Raw genomic sequence first — 17,824 nt, forward strand, 5'->3', positions numbered from 1 at the left:
GGCTGCGCCGTGTCCAGCTCTCGTCGCAAGGCCGACGCCGGGGTCCGGCGGATGGTGAAGATCAGCTATAAGTGACTCATGGACTTTCCGGCGTACCTGGCCACCATGCCGATGCACGCGATCACCGAGATCCACGGCGAACCGGGGTTGCTGGAGCGGTTCCGGCTGGAGATCCGGGCGTTCGACGCCGATGCCCGGGAGCGGCTGACCGAGGCGCTCGACCTCGCCGCCGAGCTGCACCGCGACGACCGGCGGGTGCGCGAGCCCTACCTCAACCACCTGCTGCGGGTGGCGATCCGGATGATGCACCACTACCAGGTGCGCGACGTCGACGTGATCGTCGCCGGCCTGCTGCACGACGCCGTGGAGGACCACCCGGCGGAGCTGGCCGGCCCCGACGTGTCCGGTGATCCGACCCAGGCGGCGCTGGCCGCACTGGCCGCGCGGTTCGGCCCCCGCGTCGCCCGCCTGGTCGGTGCGGTCACCAACCCGGCGTACGACCCGGAGCGGGACAGGGACGTCCAGTACCGGGAGCACGTGGCGGCCAGCCTGGACCGGGAGCCCTGGGCCCGGGTGATCAAGATGTCGGACTTCACCGACAACGGCGTCGGCGTGATCCACACGGTGGGGCCGAAAGTCACCCGCTCCGCCACCAAGTACCGCCCCCTGGTGCCGGTCTTCCGGGACCTGATCGCCCGGCCGGACACGCCGCTGTCCGCGCCGGTGAAGCGGCACATCTTCGCCCAGCTCGACCTGGCCGAGGAGCGGTTCAGCGCCATCCTCGACCAGCCGAACTAGCCGCGGCGCAGCACCCGGGTGGTGCCGGCGGCAATGGTGGTGACCAGGATCCAGCCGCAGGCGATCAACCCGTACGCCACCCATGCCGTCGCCCCGACCGGCTCGAACGCTGCCTCCTGGTGCAGGTCGACGAGGGGCAGCAGGAGGTCGAGCGTGTAGATGGGGGCACGGAAGTGCAGCGGTCGGGCGGGGTCCAGCGGCACCGGCTGCGCTACGGCGAACACCGCGGTGCCGAGCAGCAGCAGCGCCACCAGCCAGGTGGCGGCCAGTGCGGGGCGGTATCCGTAGCCGACCGTGACGTCCTGGAGGTACCCCCACAGCCGGCCGGGCCGGGACTGCCCGGTCCGGCGGTGCCGTTGCCCGCGCAACAGGACCGCCCGCCCGGCATCCTCCTCGCCTCGGCGGCGGTACATCGCCGCCAACTGCTCGTACGCCTGCGCGGAGTAGCCGTCCCTGTTGCGGGCCAGCCAGTTCAGCCGGTGGGCCGCGGTCGCCGGCGATTGGATCGTGTCGTAGGTGAGCCCGTCCAGCCGGAGCTTTGCCGGCCAGGTGCCCGGGTCGTCCCGCAGGACCCCGAGCCGGGCGTGCCGGAGATCCACCTCACCGTCGATCGGTTCGCTGGTCGACAGGACCAGCTCGGTGGTCCGGAGCTGGCGGCAGGCGAGGGTGCTCTCCGCCACGCTGCTCAGGGAGGCCCGCTCGAAACAGACCTGGCTGCCCACGTCCGCGAACGACAGGTTGATCCGACCTCGCGCGGTGAAGCCTTCGCAGCAGTTGAACACCCCGCCCACCGTGATGTCGACGGCGGCCAGGGCGCGTCCCTGCGGGTTGTCGAGCCGGGCCCGGAGCAGCCGCACGGACCCTCGGACGTCGGCGTTGTCCAGCCGCACCTCCCCGTCGCAGCGCAGGCCCTCGCCCCGGATGTCGTGACCGACCGAGAGCAGTCTGGCCTCGACCGCCGGAGCACCGACCAGGTGCGCCTCGTCGAGCACGAGCGCTCCCTCGATCCGCGCGGCGACGAGATGGAGTGGGCCGCTGCGGACCTCGGCCAGTCTGAGGTTCCCCTCGACCACCGCCTTGTCGGCCCAGATGCCGGGCAACCGTGAGCCGGCCAGGTCGATCTCCCGGGTGCGGGCACCCACCAGCTCGATCCGGTCGGTGAAGTCGCACCGGCTCAGCCGCACCGGATAGGGAATCTCCGCGTACGACAGGTCGAGCCTCCCGGCTATCTCGGCGCCGACCAGCATCAGGGCAGCCAGTTCACCGGGCTCGGCCGGCACGGCGCCGAGCAGCAGGGCCCGGATGACTCCGGCGCGGACCACTCGATCCTCCGCGTCGCCGAGATCCACCAACGCGCGTCGAGGAAACGCCTGCCACACGGCCCGTTCCGGGGCGGTCAGCTCGAGTTCCATCCCGCCATCCTGGTCGCCACCGGCAAGCCCCGTCAGCCCCGCCGATCTGCTCGGCTACCGCACCGGGTCGGGTGGGTGGTGTCACCCGGCCTGGGGGCCGGCAAGGCGGTCGCCTCCCTCGCCGGCACGTCGGCCCGGTCGGATGGGCGGGCTGCCCGGGGAGGCCGGCGGGACAGGGACACCGGCGAGAGTCGAGGTGACCCGGCGCCGCAGGGCGGACAGCGGCTCGGCGGTGTCGCGCAGCACGACCCGCAGCGACTCGCGGGCTCCGGCGGCTACCCCGCCGAGCACGTCGAGCAGCGTGCCGAGCTGGGCGGGCGGCTCCTCGGCCAGCAGGTGCCCGGCGTCGCGCACCACCAGGGTGAGCGGCCCCGTGTCGAGCCGGTCGGCCAGCACGTCGGCGAGCGCGTCCCAGTTGCGGCCGAAGTGGCCGGGCAGCTCCAGCGCGTCGGCGAGCGCGTCGAACAGGCCGGCCCGGGTGCGGGTGGCGGGCCCGGCGACGGTGACCGCTTCCCCGTCGTCCCGGCCGGTGTCGTCGGGCGACGGGGTGTCGAATCGCAGCCAGGCCGGTGGGCGCGCGTCGGCCATCGGTCCATCCTTCCGTCGGGGCGGAGCGGGGCGGGCCCCGGCGGGCCCGCCCCGCGACGCACGGTCAGAGCCGGTAGAAGTTCGCGTAGTGGTCGGGCGAGAACCAGGTCGCCCCGGTGCTCTTGTTGACCACGATCCGGTACGCGTCCCGCGACGCGCCGTAGGCACGCGGGTAGACGTCGTACTCGTAGTAGGTGGCGTTGGTGGGCAGCTGTCCCTCGTAGTTGAAGAACCGGCCGCCGGCGAAGTTGTACAGGCCGCCACTCCAGGTGTACCAGCCCCGGGTGGTCGGGAAGCCCTTGGCCGCCCACCCGGACCGGGCGGTGCGGGCGTCCGCGCAGCGGGTCATCGTGCAGGAGCTGTAGACGGCGGCCTGGGCCGGTTCGGCGAGCTTGGGTGACACCACCGCCGGGCCGGCGAGCGCGGTGGCGACCATGGCCGTCAGCAGGGCGAACGCGCCGAGGATGCGGCGGGTACGGGCTCCCGCGGTGCGGAGCGGAGTCGCGAACGTGGTCAAGGGATCCTCCCTGTCCTGGGGCGACAAAGCATCGATTCAGCTAGATATCTGAATCGCGCACCAGTCTGGTCGTGATCCTCGCCGACGTACAGCCTCGGAGCGGAAACTGATCCGCAATGCCGGATGAACGCTGGATGATCGGTCGCGGGCCGGCCGTGCGGGTGGACGGGACACGCCCACCCGCACGTCCGGCTCAACCGGTCACTGGGCGAACGCCTGGAACTCCGCGATCCGGACGTTGTTCGCCTGCGGGCTGGCGGTCGCGCAGTCGGTCGCCGCCCGCGGGTCGGCGTCCTGCTCACCGGCGTAGTCCGGCGCGCCGGTGCACTGGTTGGTCACCACCTCGACGCGCAGGTGGGTCGCCTCCGTCCGCGGGATGTCGAAGGACCGGATGATCAGCTCCGGCGCCCGGGGCCGCGGCGCCACCGACGGGAAGGCGTCCGCCGGGCTGGTCCAGACGGCCCGGAAGTCGGCCGCGTCGGCACAGGTGACCGTGCCCGTCGCCGTGCACGCCAGCACCCGGAACTGCCGCAGCGCCGAGAACCGGCTCTGCGTACCGGCGTCCGGGTCGCCGGCGACCGGCGGTCGCAGCATCGCGCTGACCTGCACCCGGCGTACCTGTCGGGCGCCGCCGGCCAGGTCGACGGTGACCTGCCGGCCGGCGACCGGGCTGCCCAGCGAGGCCCAGTTGGTGGCCTCGTCGTCGTCGGCGATCTTCGCGAGGTTGATCCCGTCCCCGCTGACCGTCGCGCCGGAGCTGGTGGACGCCAGGTTGCGCCGCAGCGTGACCGGCAGGTCGCGGACCTGACCGGCCTTCACGGTGACCGGGCCGACCCGGACGTGCCCGTGCCCCGGCGCGCGGACCACGAACTCGTACGTGCCGGGGACCAGCCGCACCCGGTCGGTGAGCGGGGTGGCCGGGTCGGTGTCGGCGACCGGCACCGCGCGGGCCTGGTAGCGGCCCACGTACAGCTGCGCCCCGGGCACCGCCGCGTCCTCGTCCTCGGGCGCGAACGTCAGGGTGGCCTCGTTCGCGTACGGGGAGGTGAAGCTCGGCGTCGGGTCGACGTCGCCGTTGCCGACGCTCGCCGCGGTCTCGCCGAGGCCGCGCGCCGCGAAGGCGTTCCAGAGCAGGTCCTGGTTCGCCCCGCCGAAGCGGATCCGGTCGGCGGCGAGCATCGCGTCCCGGGCGTCGACCATGCTCACCTGGCTGACCGCCATCAGCAGGAACGAGTCGAAGACGAGCTGAATCCAGCGCCGGTTGCCCGGGCAGGCGGTGACCGGCGTCGCGCCGTTGGCGCAGGACTTCTGCGACGCGGCGTCGCCCGCGCCGTACCGCGCCATCATCGCGGCCCGGATGTCCGCGTTGGTGGCGCTCCACACCTCACCGGAGGCGTGCACCTGGAGGCCGACGAAGTCGTAGTCGATCGCGCTGTAGTTGAGCGGGCTCGCGCTCATGTTGTAGTTCCGGATGCCGGCGTCCGGGTCGCCGGTGGTGTACTCGCCGATGGTGAACCCGCGCCGGCCGGGCGCGGCGTACCCGTGCTCGTACAGGTACTCCATCGCCAGCTGGTCCGACCAGCTCTCGCTCATCCCCTGCGGCGAGCTGACCCCGGCGTTCGGGCCGGCGATCATGCGGTTGCTGATCGCGTGCCCGTACTCGTGGGCGATGACCGACATGTCGAAGTCGCCGTCCACGCAGGGCGCGTAGAACGAACCGGCGATCGGCTGCCACAGGTACATGTTGGTGATCGGGGCGACCCCGTCGGCCGGGGTGATCTGGTTGGCGTTGTCCCGGGCGGCGAAGTTCGGCGGGCCGCCGCTGATCCCGCCGGCCTGGGCGTTGCCCTGCTCGGCGTCGGCGCCGAGGCCGCTACGGCCGAAGTTGTCCTGTTGCAGGTTCCAGGTCGCCTCGGTGAAGCCCAGGTGGTACGACCAGTCGTGCATCCGGTTGTGCATCCCGAACAGGTTGGCCGGGGCCGCGTCGATGTCGTTGGCCTGCGGCGAGGTGAAAGTGTCCGGGCTGCACTTCTGCTCGTACCACTGGTTGGTCCAAGGGTAGGCGTAGGTGCGGTCCGGCCGCGGCGTGGCCGTCTCGGTGCCCACGCTGAACGGGTCGTTGCTGTTCCAGTTCTGCACCGCAATGCTGTTGTTGCCCTTGGTGGTCCGGGTGGACGCCCCGGTGGCCGGGTCGACGTCCCAGGGCAGCGGCGAGGCCGACGTGCCGACCACCTCGTCGCAGCCGGCGCCCGGCTGGAAACACCAGCGGACCCGGGTGTCGGCCGACGAGTGGTCGGTCGACGGTGAGTTCGGGAAGACCTCCCACTGCGGGTTGTCCGCCTCGTGGTCGACCAGGTCCTCCCGGACCAGCACGCTGCCGTCCCGGGCGTCCACGTAAGTGGAGAAGGCCGCCGGGTCCGCGCCGGTGAGATCCGCGCCGAGGATCACCTCGTACGCGGCTCGCGCGCCCCGGTCGGCGGTCGGCACCGCGACCAGCGAGGTACGCAGGATCTTCGGGTCGGTGAGGCCGGCATCGGTGGCCGCCGCCCGCTGCGCCTGCTCGGCGCTGATCGTGGCCGGGGCCGGCGCGCCGCCGTCCCGGGCGAGGGACGAGCTGACGTGCCACACCGCGCCGTCGCGGACGCCGACCGCGAGGACGCCGTCCACCGCGGCCGGCAGGTCGCCGAAGCGCTGGCGGAACAGCACGGTGGCGCCGTCACCCATCGGGGCGACGGTCAACTGCTCCAGGGCCGCCGCGCCGTCGGCGGTCAGCCCCAGCAGGTCCCGGTTGGCGGCCACGTACGCCCGCGCCGCGGCGGCCGGGTCGGCGGCCAGCCCCGTGGCCAGCGGCTGGTCGGTGGCGGTCAGGGTGGCGGGGGTGCCGAAGGTGCTCCAGCGGGCCCGCGCGCCGAGCGCGGCGGCGAGGTCGCGCTGCCGGTCGGTCGGGGCGATCCGCCCCTGTCGGTTGTCCTTGGCCTTGGTGTCGTGGCGGTCGCCCGGCAGGTCGCCGGGGCGGGCCTGGGTGGGGGTCTGTTCCCGGGGTGCAGCCTGGCCGCCAGCTCCTGCGGTCAGGACCAGTCCGGCCGCGAGTAGCAGCGCGGTGGTCCCAGTCAACGCACGGGATGGTGTGCGCACGGTCCCTCCTGTCGTCGAACGGCGATGTCCGTCCTGCCATCCGACCAGGTCACAGTGGACCTAGGGATGGGCCGAACATCCACACATGCGCCACGGTCGATCGCTAACCGTGACGGCGAAAGGGACATTTGTCGGAATATTCGGACGCCGCGCCACGGCACGGACGTCACGGCCGACAAATCGGTCATCCCCTGGTTACCGTGGAGCATGGACGACGGCCCGGCAGCGCCCACGAAGGATGGCGACGACGCTGCCGCACGCGACACCTCCGACCAGGGGCCGGCCCCGTCGTCGCCGGAAGCGGGAGAGCCGAGCGGCCGCAGTGGAGCGGATCCGCGCGAGGCGACGAGCGACACGACCGACGCCTCCGGCACCGCGTCGAGCTCGGATGACCGCTGGCGGGGCCTGGCGCACCGGGCACTGGAGCTCTGGGGACAGACTCTGCCGTATTGGCGGAAGGTGAAGGAGTTCTTGTGGGGCGTGATCAACGCCCTGCGGGAGACGGGGCCCGTGTCGGGAGCGACCTCCCCGGCCCCGGGACCGGACCCGGGACCGCTGACCGAACGACTGGACACCGCGGTACCGATCCGAGTGTCGGGTCAGGGCCGGGCGTTCAACTTCCACATCCACGCCCGGTGCGTCTGGTCGTCGGAGACCCTCCGCCGGGAGGCGTTGCTCAGCTACGCGCACTACCACATGCCGGCCGCCATCCGCAGGCTGACGATTCTCGCGGCCGAGCACGCCTCCCACTTCACCGCGCTGCGCGCGGCGGAGCTGGAGGTCGAACTGCAGCGGGCGTTGTCGGAGACCGGCCGGTGGGGGTACAAGGTGGGTGACACGATGGTCACCTGCCAGCCCCATGTCTGGGTGGACGTTGACGAGCGCGTCAGGAAGGCCGTCCTGCCGTACTGGGAACAGTTGGTCAAGCTCGACGGCGAGTTCGAGGTGGACCGTAGGCGAGCCAGGTACGCCGACCAGCTCGGCCGGCAGTGGGTGGCCGTCATCGAAAACCTCGCCGACCCTGCGGTTGCGGACGAAGCGGCCCGGACGACCAGCGAGAACGTGGCCGGCGACGTGCGGCGACGGATGGCGACGGAGCTGAAGTCCGCCCTGCAGCGGATGGAAGAACTGCTCCGCAGGACACTGCGCGACGGGGACATCTTCTAGACCGACAGGGCGCTGGCAACGACCGGGCTATCCGCCGGGCGGCCCTGGGCATCGCTTTCCGGATCACCTGCCCGTGAGCGCTAAGGCAAATACGCCGTCCGTACCGGTTCGGCAAGGACAGCCTGAGCCGCGGGCACATCGGCCAGACGCGTGGCCAGGGTAGCGACCGCCAGCCGGTGCGGGAGGGCGGCGCTGAACTTGAGGCCATCCAGGGCCTTCTCGTTGACGTCCGGCAGGCAGACCCGTCCGGCCGCGTCCGCCTTTGCCGCACGCACCATCTCCCGGCTCAGGTCGGGGCGCAGCCGGATCGAGGCGTCGTCGTACCGCTGGGTCGGGTCGGCCAGCTCGCTCAGCGTGGAGATCAGCGTGGCGTTGGCCCGGAAGCCCGCCCAGGTCCACCACCGCACCTCGCCGTCACTCTCCCGAACCACCAGCGTGCCGCCCGGATGGACCAGCGCACCGAACTCCTCGCGCAGGCCGGCCAGCCGGTTTGCGGCCCGCCCGGTTAACGCGACCGGCGGATCGGCGCCGAGCAACACGTCCCGCATGGCCCGCACCATCCGGTACGAGCGTCCCTGCGGCACCCCGCCGGTCATCCAGAGCGCCTTCCCGCCGCCCTCTGCCGGCTCGACGAAGCACCGGTGCCGCTTCCAGTCGATGTAGGTGACCCGCCAGCTCCGCCCGCCGAGCAGCAGCAGCCGGGGACCCTGCACCTTCGCCGTGAGCAGCGCGGGGTCAGTACGACCGATCTCGGTACGGCCCGACAGCACCGTGAACTGGGGCGGCGCGGTGAACACCGCGAGCATGTCCATGAAGTGCCGACGTCCGAAGCGCGCTTCCGCCTCCGGTCCGATGAAGAGCATGCCGGAGTCCGAGTCGAGGTAGCCCTGGTCGACGAGATGCCGCACGATCACGTCGGCGGTCTTGTCGAAGGGCGCCAGGGCGTTCCACTCCTGCGCCCAGAGCTGATCCCCGACCCGATGCTGTTGGAGCGACAGCGCCAACATCTGCTGGGCGACGATGTGCCGCGGCTCCGGCGGCGGCACGACTTCCTCGACCCAGCCCTGCGCCCAGAGGTGGAGCAGCCCGGCCGCCTGTAGGAGCCCGTCACCGTCCAGCGCGAGGAAGAGACAGTTCCGGCTGCTGCCGGGCCGCCGACCCGTCCGGCCGATCCGTTGCAGGAAGGCCGCGACGCTGCGCGGTGCGTCGACCTGGATGACGCGGTCGAGGTCGCCGACGTCGATCCCCAGCTCGAGGGTGCTGGTGGCCACGATGACGCAGTCCCGTTCCTGCGCGAACGCCTCCTCCGCGCGACGCCGCTCGTCCACGGAGAGCGAGGCGTGGGACAGGAAGGTGGTGACGTCGAGCGCCCGCAGCCGTTGGCCGAGTTCCTCGACCAACGCCCGGGACTCGCAGAACACCAGCCGCTTCTCGCCGCGGTGCAGGGCGGCGATGACCTTCGCGGCGTTGTGCACCGAGCCGACGTAGTCCAGCTCGACCTCGCCCGCCGGTCGGGCGGCGGACACGGCTGGGGCGACGGACACGGCTGGAGCGGCGGCAATCTCGGGCGCGACGACCTGCGCCGGCCGTTGCCCGCGACCGGACCCCTGCAACCAGGTCAGCAGCGTGTCGGGATTGCCGACCGTCGCCGAGAGGCCGATGCGCTGCACCGGCCGGCCGGTGACCCGGCTGAGCCGCTCGAGTACGGCCAGCAGGTGCCACCCGCGGTCGTCGCCGGCGAACGCGTGCACCTCGTCGACCACGACGGCCTGCAGTCCACGGAAGAACTCGTCGTGGTCGACGGTGGCACTGACCAGCATCGACTCCAGGGACTCGGGAGTGGTCAGCAGGACGTCGGGGCGGTCCCGCAGGATCTTCCGGCGCTGGCCCATGGTCACGTCACCATGCCAGAGGGCCGCCCGCCGCCCGAGCCACCCGGTGTACGTCTCCAGCCGAGGCAGGAGGTTGTTGAGCAGCGCCTTGAGCGGGCAGACGTAGAGCAGCGAGGTGGCCGACCAGTTCTCCTCCGCCATCCGGGACAGCAGAGGGAACATCGCCGCTTCGGTCTTGCCGCCCGCCGTCGGGGCGAGGAGCAGCGCGTCCTCGCCGTCGAGGAGCGGCGCGACAGCGGCCTCCTGCAACGGACGCAGCCCCGGCCACTGCAGCGAGTTCACGATGTGATGCACGACGACCGGATGCAGCTGTTCGGCGGGCACCTAGACGTCCAGTGAAATCTCGTCGGCGCTGGTCGCGTTGCGTTCCACGTCCGTCATCTCGGTGGCGGAGAGGGTGAGCGCGTAGTGCTGCCGCGGGTCGAAGGCAGCGAACTGGTCGACCCGGTCTAACACATCCCCCACCAGCTTCTTGAGGAACAACCGCGGCGCCACGCCCACCTTGCCACCCAGACCGCCGGCGACCGCCCGCGCCAGATCCCTCAGGTAGGCGTCATCCACGAGGGACCGGACCCGCTCGGGCGCCGCGGACCCGTCGGCGTAGAGGTCCCGCACCCGGCCGCCCAGCTCGACGAGCGAGTCAACCGTGAAGCCGGCCAGCCGGATCTGCACCGCCCGAGGGTTGTCGAAGCGCGGCTCGGTGGTGAAGTCCACCGCAAGCCGCTGAGCGAGTGGTGCGAGCCGCTGCACACCCTGCGGCCCCTCGTAGAACGCCGGGGTGCCGGTGATGACGAGGTAGAGCCCGGGAAAGCGGCCGGAGTGCACCTCGTCGATGAGCTGCCGCAGCGCGTTGAGCGCCTTGTCGCGGGCGTCGGAGCGGACCCGCTGCAGCGTCTCGACCTCGTCGAGGACCAGCAGCAGGCCGGGGTGCCCGCTGTCGCGCAGGACCGCGAGCAGGCCCTGCAGGAAGCTGAGCGCGGCGAAATGGTCGAGATCCCCGCGCACCCCGGCGACCCGGCGGGCCGACGCGGCGACGTGCGGCTGCCCGCCGAGCCAGGCCAGGACGGCTTCGGCGGTGGCGGGATCACGGGCGAGGGAGGCGGTCCGGTAGCCGCGGAGCGCGGCCGCGAAGGCGGGGGCCGTGCGGCTGACCGCGGCGAGTCGCTGGTCGAGCAGCACCCCGACCGCCCGATCGAGGGCGTCCGAGTCGTCCGCGGCTACCTCGCCCGTCGCGAGGACGTCCTCCTCCAGCGCGTAGAACCAGCCGTCGACGACGGGTCGCAGGGCGCTCGGCGGAAACGTCGAGGTGGTGAGCCGCTCGGTGAGCCGGCGGTACACGGTCTCCAGCTTGTGCAGCGGGGTCTCGTTCTCGGAGATCTGCACCTCGGCGGTGGCGAAGTTGGCGCGCTTCGCCCGCTCGGCGATCCACCGGGTGAAGAAGGTCTTGCCGGAGCCGTACTCACCGCGGACCGCCTTGAACACCGAGCCGCCGGTGGCGACCGTGTCCAGGTCCTCGCCCACCGCGGTGGTGAACCGGTCGAGCCCGACGGCGAAAAGGTCCAGGCCCGCCGACGGGACGGCGCCCCGGCGCAACGCGTCGATGACCTCCCGCCGCCGGGCCGGGCTCACGGCGGTCACGGACCGCCCCCCGGCAGGCCGAACTGCGTCCGCAGCAGGGCGGTGTCCAGTTTGACGGTGCGCCCGTCGTCGATCTGCGACAGCACCGGGTAGTTGTCGACGTTGAAGATCCGCTGCAGGGTGTTGACGAATCCGCCCGCCCGCCCGGGCAGCTCACCGGCCCGCTGACCGAGCACGGCCAGCGGCAGCACACCCTTGGCCTCGACCAGCGCGCGCATCGCCGCCTCGATCTTCTTCCGGTCCACCTTCCGCGGGGTCAGGCCGTGCTGGGCCTCGAACAGATCGGTGGCCAGCACCGCGCTCACCAGATCGCCCTCTCCGGCCGGCGGCGCCGCCGCGGGGGCACTCGCCACCTCCGGTACGTCAAACAGCGCGTCCCCGGTGACGGCCGGCGCCTTGCGGCGGGGCCGGGGTGCAGGCACCGGAGCCGTGGGGGCAGCCGGACCCGGAGGGGTCGCCGACGCCTGCCACCAGTCCGGTGGACTGGTCTCGACGGGAGCCCAGCCGGCCGGCGGCTGCGTCGCATTGGGCATCAGGTACGCCAGCAGCGGGATGGTGACCTCGGCCAGTGACGCGCCGCCGTGGTAGCCCGCCTTGGTGGGGCGGTAGCGCAGCATCGGGTCCCACAGCGCGATGATCCGTTCGCCGTCGGCCACCACTCGCGGACCGGTCAGCTCCACCTCACCGGAGGCGACCGGGCCGGGGCCGGTGCGGTGCCGGGCCGAGGCGGCGTCGGGGGCCTTGACATGCTGCCCGCCCCGCTCCAGCACGTGCCCGTGGTCGCTGGTGATGACGACGGCGCGTCCGGAGGACCGGGCCTGGTCGAGCAGGCTGCGCAGGAAGCCGAGGTCGTCGAGCTGCCACCCGGGTTCGTCGCCTTCGCGGCCGTGGGCCAGCGACTCGTCCACGGTGTTGATCACGACGGCCACCACGGGCGCCGTGCCGGCCACCGCATCGAACAGCTCGCCCGCGTACGCCCAGCCGGCCCCACCCTTGGCCGGCCCCTTGTGGAAGACCCGGGAACCCTTGCCCCACCGGCCGTCGGCGAAGAGCTTCTTCTCGTGGTCCTGGTTTCCGATGCGGAGAGCGCCGGCGAAGAGCGAGGTCCGGGACACCGCGGTCAGGGTGGGCAGGGCGGCCACGATCCCCCGCCGGCGGCCTGAGCCGGCACCGGCGAGCGGGTCGTACTCGACCCAGTGCTGGGACAGCTCGTCGGCGAGCTGCACGGCGACGGCGGCGCTCATCCCGTCGAGGACGACGAACAGCACCGGCCGGTCGGCCTTGACCAGCGGTTCGATGACCCGGGGCAGGAGGTTTTCGACGGTGAGCAGGCCGCCGTCGTTGCCGGGGCCGGCGGTGGCCCACGCCGCGAGGCGACCGGCGAACGCCTGGTCCAGGTCCCGCCGCCGCTGCTGTGCCCGGTCGTGGATCTCCCGGAACGCGGTCTGCAGCTCGGGGTTGGCGTCGTCGCCGGCCCAGACGTGGTTGAGCGCCACGTCGACCCAGCCCCACTGGCCGATCTGCTGGTCCACCCCGTCGGCCACGCTCGCCGGCGGCTCCTGCTCGGTGCCGAGCCAGCGCACGAGCCGCTGGGCCATCCGGATCCGGTTGACCCGGGTGGCTTCCACGTCGGCCAGCCGGTGCCCGGCGAGCGCTTCGACCGCGTCGTCGAGCGCGCGGTCGGCCGGGTCGCGGAGCGCGGCCAGCAGCGCCTGCGCGGCGGCGGTGATCCGCCGGGTGAAGCCGGTGCGGAGGATCGGGCTGTGGCCGGCGCTGGCCGCCGCGTTGAACTGGACGAGGAGTTCCTCGGCCCGGTCCAGCACCGCGTTCCCCTGCAGCCGCGATTCCCGATCGCGCGCGGTCAGCATCCCGCTCACCACCTGGACCGCGGCGTCGGCGAAGCCGTGCACGGTGACGTCGTCGTTGAGGTTGCCGAAGTACTGGTCGATCCGCCCCTGCGCCCGCACCGCCTCGGCGGTGTCGGTGGTCCACAGCGCCTCGCAGACCAGACCGAGCGGAAGCGCGTCGGCGCCGTGCCCGGCGGCGATGAGCGCGAAGAGCGCCTTGGCGGGCCGCCCGAACTGCTCGATGAGCCACCCGGCCAGGCCGTCGCGCTCCGCCTCCCGGAGCAGCCCGAACGCCTCGACCGCGCCCGGCTCGGCACTCCACCGCAGCAGCGTCGTCACGTCCAGGTCGTCGGGGCTGTCACCCCGGCGCTCGAGACCCAGGCGTACGGCGGCGAGGTGCCGCAGCGCCACGTCGCGGGTGAGCACGGCGGTGGTGAGCTTCGGCCAGCCGGCGGGGGGCATCGCGTCGAGCAGCGCCTCACCGGCCCACCCTTCCCGCTCCAAGGCGCTGTCGGGCAGTTGCGCGCCGAAGGCGTCCACGACCAGGTCCCACGGCTCGACGGTGATCACCCGTTGCCGGAAGATCCGGCTCCGCACCCCGTGCCCGAGGCTGGACTCGGGAATGTCGGTGAGCAGGACAAGCACCTCGTCGCCGCGGTCGGCGGCGAGGTGCTCCCAGATGGCCAGCGGCGAGACGCACGGCACGACCCGGGCCGGGCGTCCGCCGGGCAGCAGCATCGCCGGGTCGTGCGGCCAGGCCGGCTCGGCACGCACGACCATCACCGGGTACGCCTCACCGTTGCGGTGCCGGTCGAGCTGCTGCGTCACCTTCTGCCGCAGAGCCACCGGGTTGATCCGCAGCGCCTGGGATGGCGCGGGTGCCTGAGTCACGGCACGATTCTCCAGGTCACCTCGATGGTCGCGTCGCCGTGTTTGCTGGCGAACGCGCGGAGATCTGCCACTGCCGACGCGAGATCATCAGCTGACACTCGTCGGGTTCCTTGCCGCCCAACAGGACCGGGACCAGGACCAGGACCGGGACCAGGACCAGGGCCAGGACCAGGACCGGGACCGGGACCAGGACCAGTGCCAGGACCAGGACCAGGGCCGCCATCGATGGCTCGCTGTAGCAGTTTGGTTGCGTCCACCTTCGCGCGCTGAAGGACCGGATCAAGCCGACTCGTCAGCTCGTCTTCCCGTGCGGCCCGGCGTAGGGCCGTCAAGATCGATTCTGCCTCCCGGTCGAATGGAGCCGGTAGACGTTCGATCAGTCGGAAGGTGTCCCAGGGCGCGGCGGCTAGAGCAGCCGAAACCTGGGCGGCGCTCGTGATGCTCTTGCCGGTCCGGTCGGCCGGGCCGGCGAGTTCAGCACGGGCGAGCCGTTCAACGGTCTCCACCGCCGACCGCCCGTTGGCCAGCGCCTCCAGCAGGTCGGCGGCGGCGCGGGCGGTGACCAGCCGCCCGTTACCGGACTCCTTGTCGATTCCCAGCCAGGTGGCGTGCTGGTCCAACCGGGCGACCAGTCCGTGCGCGGCTTCCCGGTGTCGAGTCGCCTGGGCGGTCAGGTCGCGGCCGAAGAGCGCCACCAACCGGCCCCGGCGCAGGTCGAGCGGTTGGACGCCGAAGATGGCCGCGGAGCGGGCCCGCGCCGCCTGCCAGTCCTCCTCGCTGGGCAGCCGCTCCTCGCGGAGCGTGTGATCCGCGGTGATCTTCCCGAGATCGGGGGCCGGGATCACCTTGCTGCCGTGAAAGTAGAAGGCGCGGTCGGTCTGCTCGGCGAAGGTCGCCACCACGAGTTGCGCGACGATCGGATCGAGGCCCCGCGGGCTCGGGTCGTCGATCCAGCGCAGCAGGTCGGCCACCCGCAGCTCACCCTTGATGCCCTCGCTGGAGGCCTTGCGCTCGAAGTGCTGGGTCCATTGCCCCTCGATGACGAACGCCGCCTCGTGCATGGTGCCGAGCTGAAGCGGATTGGCGATCCGGCGCACGGTCTGCCGGTGCGTCCGGTCGACCTCGACGCGCCCCTCGGGGGACTCGACCGCTCGGCGGACGTGGTCGAGCACCACCTTGACGTCGGCAAGCCGGATCGGGTCGCCCTTGCGGTCTGGGTCGAAGTCCGGGTGGGCCGGGTACTGCTGGCTGAGCATCTGGTCGCCGATGCTGCGCAGCGCGTCGTTGAAGGTGGCGCCCATGGGCAGCTTCGGCTCCAGCGCGCGGGTGAGCGACTGGAGGTGGTCGTCGAAGCCGAGGACGACGTCGGTGGGCTGCTTGGCGGCCAGCCCGTACGCCTGGCGCAGCACGGCCTGCATCTTGGCCAGCAGCGCGCTGCGCTGGTTGGTCAGCGCGCCGTGCGCCCGGCGCCGGTCGTCGGGGTTGAGGTGCTCGGCGTGGCTGTCGAAGCGCTGCCCTTCGAGCAGCTTGTCGATAATGACGAGCTTGCCCAACTCGGTGCGGCGTTCGACGGTGAGCGCGGCCGGGATCCAGCACACCGTGCGGGATGTCGTCCGGCTGATCAGCTCCTGCACCCGCTGCCGGTCGTCGGCCGGGCCGTGGCTGCCGTCGTCGAACGGATAGTCGATGATCATCCGCCAGCCGGTCGGGTCGTTCGGGTGGAACGCCTCGTCCCGGATGTCGTTGACGTCCCGCACGTTGCCGTAGACCAGCTCGATGACCCGGCGGCTGCCCCGCCAGCTCAGCCCGGCCTCGGCGAAGAACGAGTCGCTCCACGGCACACCGAGCTGCTGCCAGAGCAGCCGCTGGACCATGTGCTTGCGGGCGCCCTCGTTGTCGTAGTGCTTGGCGGTGGCGAGGACGCTGTCGACGTCCACCCCGACCAGCTCCAGCGACACGATCGGGTCGTCGCCCTCGCCGATGCGGATCTCGGCGAACCGGCCGGCCCAGTCGGTGAGCTTGCGGTTGACCTGGGCAACCTCACCGCCGGGAATCGGGCTGGTGATGCTGCCGTGGTTGAGCGCGGAAAGCCGCCGGGCGGTCAGGTTCCGCAGCGCCGGCACGCTGGGCGCGAGGGCGGCCAGCAGCAGCGTCTTCACCAGCCGATCATCGCCGGTGAAGGCGCGCACCCGCCCGGCCACCTCGCCCGGCAGCGCGGTGCCCCGACGGGCGGCCTCCAGGTCGTCGTCGGTGAGGTCGTACTGGCCGAGGAGGTAGGGGCGCAGCTTCAGGTCGTACAGCTTCTGGGCCATCTCGAACTCGGCTTTGAGCTTCTCGGTGAAGGGCTGGTCGCCGCCGCTGCTGATCACGTCATAGAGGTCGCCGAGCGGGACGAGCTGACCGAGGCGCAGCGTGTCGCGGCGGTCGACCAACAGTTGGCGCATGAGCTTCAGTGCGGTCCGGGAGCGCTGCAGCGCGCTGGAGACGTGCACCAGGGTGGAGAGGAAGGCCGGGCTGAACGGGTACGTCGACCGGAAGGCGTCGATGTCGGCGCCGCTGCCCGAGTCCGTGCCGAGCAGGGTGTCGAACACCTCCCGCCGTACCTTGGTGGTGGCGTCGAAGGCCTTGCCGATCGCCGCGGCGGCCGTGGTGTCGAGGGGTTTGAGCAGCCGGCGGCGAGCGATCTCCGGGAGGTTGCGGTCCTCCAGCTTGATCACGTCGAACCGGCCGCTGGCCAGGTTGAGGGTGTCCTGGTAGCTCAGCTCGTTGGCGCCGGTGACCTCCTCGCCGACGAGTTCGCGCAGGTCACGCTGGCGGGCGATGAAGCTGACCACCGGGATGGGCCGGCGGGTGTCGCCGCCCTCGACGAAGTTGGTGATCTTCTGGATCTCGCGGGAGACGAACTGCTGGTCGCCGATCGAGTTGGCCAGCCAGAGGATCAGCTCGTCGAGGAAGAGGATCAGGCCGTGGTAGCCGAGTTCCTTGGCGTGCCGGCTGATCTCGGTCAGGCCGCGGTCGAGCGAGACAAAGGCCTCGGCGTCCTCCCGGGCATTGCTGAAGAAGCCCTTGTTCCAGCTGGTCAGCAGGTCGTTGACGAGCTTGCGGCGCAGCTCGTCGGAGTACGCGCCGGCGAACGCCTGGTCCAGGCGCTCGGACGTCCAGAAGGTCTCGCTCTCGCCCCACTCGTCCTCGACGTCCCCGCCGGGCAGACCGTCGATGAACTGCTTGTCACCGATCTTCTCCCGCAGCGAGGCGGCCTGCTCCAGCAGCGAGTCGGTCCGGTGCACCGCCGGGATGGGCGCCTCGGGGTGCAGGGCGCGTACCCGGTCGACGTAGCCACCGAGGACCCGCTGCTCCAGCGAGCGGGCGTCGAGCAGGTGGTACGGGACCAGCAGGAACTTGCGGCCGTCCAGCCAGACGCTGTGCTTGGCGACCAGCGGAGCCAGTTCGTCGCGGCCGCGGGCGGCGGCCTCGCCGCGCAGCAGCGCGTGCAGCACCGCCATGAAGTGCGACTTGCCGGAGCCGAAGGAGCCGTGCAGGTAGGCGGCCTTGGAGGCGTGCCCCTCGACCGCGGTGCGGATCAACCCGAGCGCCTCGTCGAAGTTGCCGAGCAGCCGATCCGTGACGACGTAGTCGCGGAGGGTGGCGTCGGCGTCGGCGACACTGTCGGCGAGCTTGAGCACGAAGTCGCTCGTGCTCGTGCCCTCCGGGATCTCGATGAACTCCCGGAGCAGCGGCGCAGGGGTGGGCTGTGACATGCCGATTACCGTATCGGTCCGGCCCGGGTTTGGCGGCAGCGCAGGTCCACTCACCCGACTGTCGCAACCCAGGCCCTCCGACGGAGTCGCCGGCGGGTGCCAAAACCAGACAGTCAGAAGCCTGTTTCGCTGCGATTGCCACTGCCTACGCTGGTGCCGCCCAGCCAGCGTCAACGGCCAA

General features: G+C 72.0%; 10 protein-coding genes. 2 read left to right on the forward strand and 8 right to left on the reverse strand.

The window, feature by feature from the left end:
• Positions 1 to 78: 78 nt before the first annotated feature.
• Positions 79 to 798, forward strand: coding sequence for an HD domain-containing protein (locus tag ACFOYX_RS03270; protein ID WP_322441955.1), 720 nt, complete (start codon positions 79 to 81; stop codon positions 796 to 798).
• Here the strand turns inward: ACFOYX_RS03270 and ACFOYX_RS03275 are convergent.
• The 4 genes from ACFOYX_RS03275 to ACFOYX_RS03290 all read right to left on the reverse strand — a co-directional run bounded on the left by ACFOYX_RS03275 (position 795) and on the right by ACFOYX_RS03290 (position 6,429).
• Entirely contained in the window at positions 795 to 2,210 is a 1,416-nt protein-coding gene (locus tag ACFOYX_RS03275; RefSeq protein WP_322441956.1) for a hypothetical protein, read from the reverse strand. The genes ACFOYX_RS03270 and ACFOYX_RS03275 overlap by 4 nt on opposite strands.
• 81 nt (positions 2,211 to 2,291) lie before the next feature.
• Positions 2,292 to 2,798: a barstar family protein gene (locus ACFOYX_RS03280; RefSeq protein ID WP_322441957.1), complete on the reverse strand. Its 507-nt coding sequence runs from the start codon at positions 2,796 to 2,798 to the stop codon at positions 2,292 to 2,294.
• A 64-nt stretch (positions 2,799 to 2,862) separates the two neighbouring features.
• The gene (locus tag ACFOYX_RS03285; RefSeq protein ID WP_322441958.1) at positions 2,863 to 3,315 is read right to left on the reverse strand and encodes a ribonuclease domain-containing protein; all 453 of its coding nucleotides are present in this window, start codon (positions 3,313 to 3,315) and stop codon (positions 2,863 to 2,865) included.
• Between the two features lie 201 nt (positions 3,316 to 3,516).
• Positions 3,517 to 6,429, reverse strand: coding sequence for a M36 family metallopeptidase (locus ACFOYX_RS03290; RefSeq protein WP_322441959.1), 2,913 nt, complete (start codon positions 6,427 to 6,429; stop codon positions 3,517 to 3,519).
• A 480-nt stretch (positions 6,430 to 6,909) separates the two neighbouring features.
• On the opposite strand from ACFOYX_RS03290, the gene ACFOYX_RS03295 reads away from it, so the two are divergent.
• Positions 6,910 to 7,617, forward strand: a complete 708-nt coding sequence (locus ACFOYX_RS03295) for a hypothetical protein (RefSeq protein ID WP_322441960.1) — start codon at positions 6,910 to 6,912, stop codon at positions 7,615 to 7,617.
• Between the two features lie 80 nt (positions 7,618 to 7,697).
• On the opposite strand, the gene ACFOYX_RS03300 is transcribed toward ACFOYX_RS03295, so the two are convergent.
• From ACFOYX_RS03300 to ACFOYX_RS03315, 4 genes are read right to left on the reverse strand one after another with little or no spacing between them, the layout of a single operon-like run.
• Positions 7,698 to 9,803 carry a DEAD/DEAH box helicase gene (locus ACFOYX_RS03300; protein WP_322441961.1) on the reverse strand — a complete coding sequence of 702 codons (2,106 nt, stop codon included), beginning with the start codon at positions 9,801 to 9,803 and terminating at the stop codon, positions 7,698 to 7,700.
• Between the two features lie 30 nt (positions 9,804 to 9,833).
• Positions 9,834 to 11,147 (reverse strand): BREX system ATP-binding protein BrxD, encoded by a 1,314-nt coding sequence (gene brxD, locus ACFOYX_RS03305; RefSeq protein ID WP_322441962.1) that lies wholly within the window; start codon positions 11,145 to 11,147, stop codon positions 9,834 to 9,836.
• Positions 11,144 to 13,885, reverse strand: a complete 2,742-nt coding sequence (pglZ, locus tag ACFOYX_RS03310; protein ID WP_322441963.1) for a BREX-2 system phosphatase PglZ — start codon at positions 13,883 to 13,885, stop codon at positions 11,144 to 11,146. The genes brxD and pglZ overlap by 4 nt, the downstream gene beginning before the upstream one ends.
• Positions 13,882 to 17,643 carry a hypothetical protein gene (locus ACFOYX_RS03315; protein ID WP_322441964.1) on the reverse strand — a complete coding sequence of 1,254 codons (3,762 nt, stop codon included), beginning with the start codon at positions 17,641 to 17,643 and terminating at the stop codon, positions 13,882 to 13,884. Before ACFOYX_RS03315 ends, pglZ begins: the two co-directional genes overlap by 4 nt.
• Positions 17,644 to 17,824 lie beyond the last annotated feature (181 nt).

The sequence above is a fragment of the Micromonospora sp. GCM10011541 genome, assembly GCF_042650725.1.
Taxonomy (GTDB): Bacteria; Actinomycetota; Actinomycetes; order Mycobacteriales; family Micromonosporaceae; genus Micromonospora; species Micromonospora sicca.

Coding starts and splice junctions, on each gene's coding strand:
- ACFOYX_RS03280 (WP_322441957.1), bottom strand. CDS start 2,798: ATGGCCGACGCGCGCCCACCGGCCTGGCTGCGATTCGACACCCCGTCG.
- ACFOYX_RS03270 (WP_322441955.1), top strand. CDS start 79: ATGGACTTTCCGGCGTACCTGGCCACCATGCCGATGCACGCGATCACC.
- ACFOYX_RS03315 (WP_322441964.1), bottom strand. CDS start 17,643: ATGTCACAGCCCACCCCTGCGCCGCTGCTCCGGGAGTTCATCGAGATC.
- ACFOYX_RS03275 (WP_322441956.1), bottom strand. CDS start 2,210: ATGGAACTCGAGCTGACCGCCCCGGAACGGGCCGTGTGGCAGGCGTTT.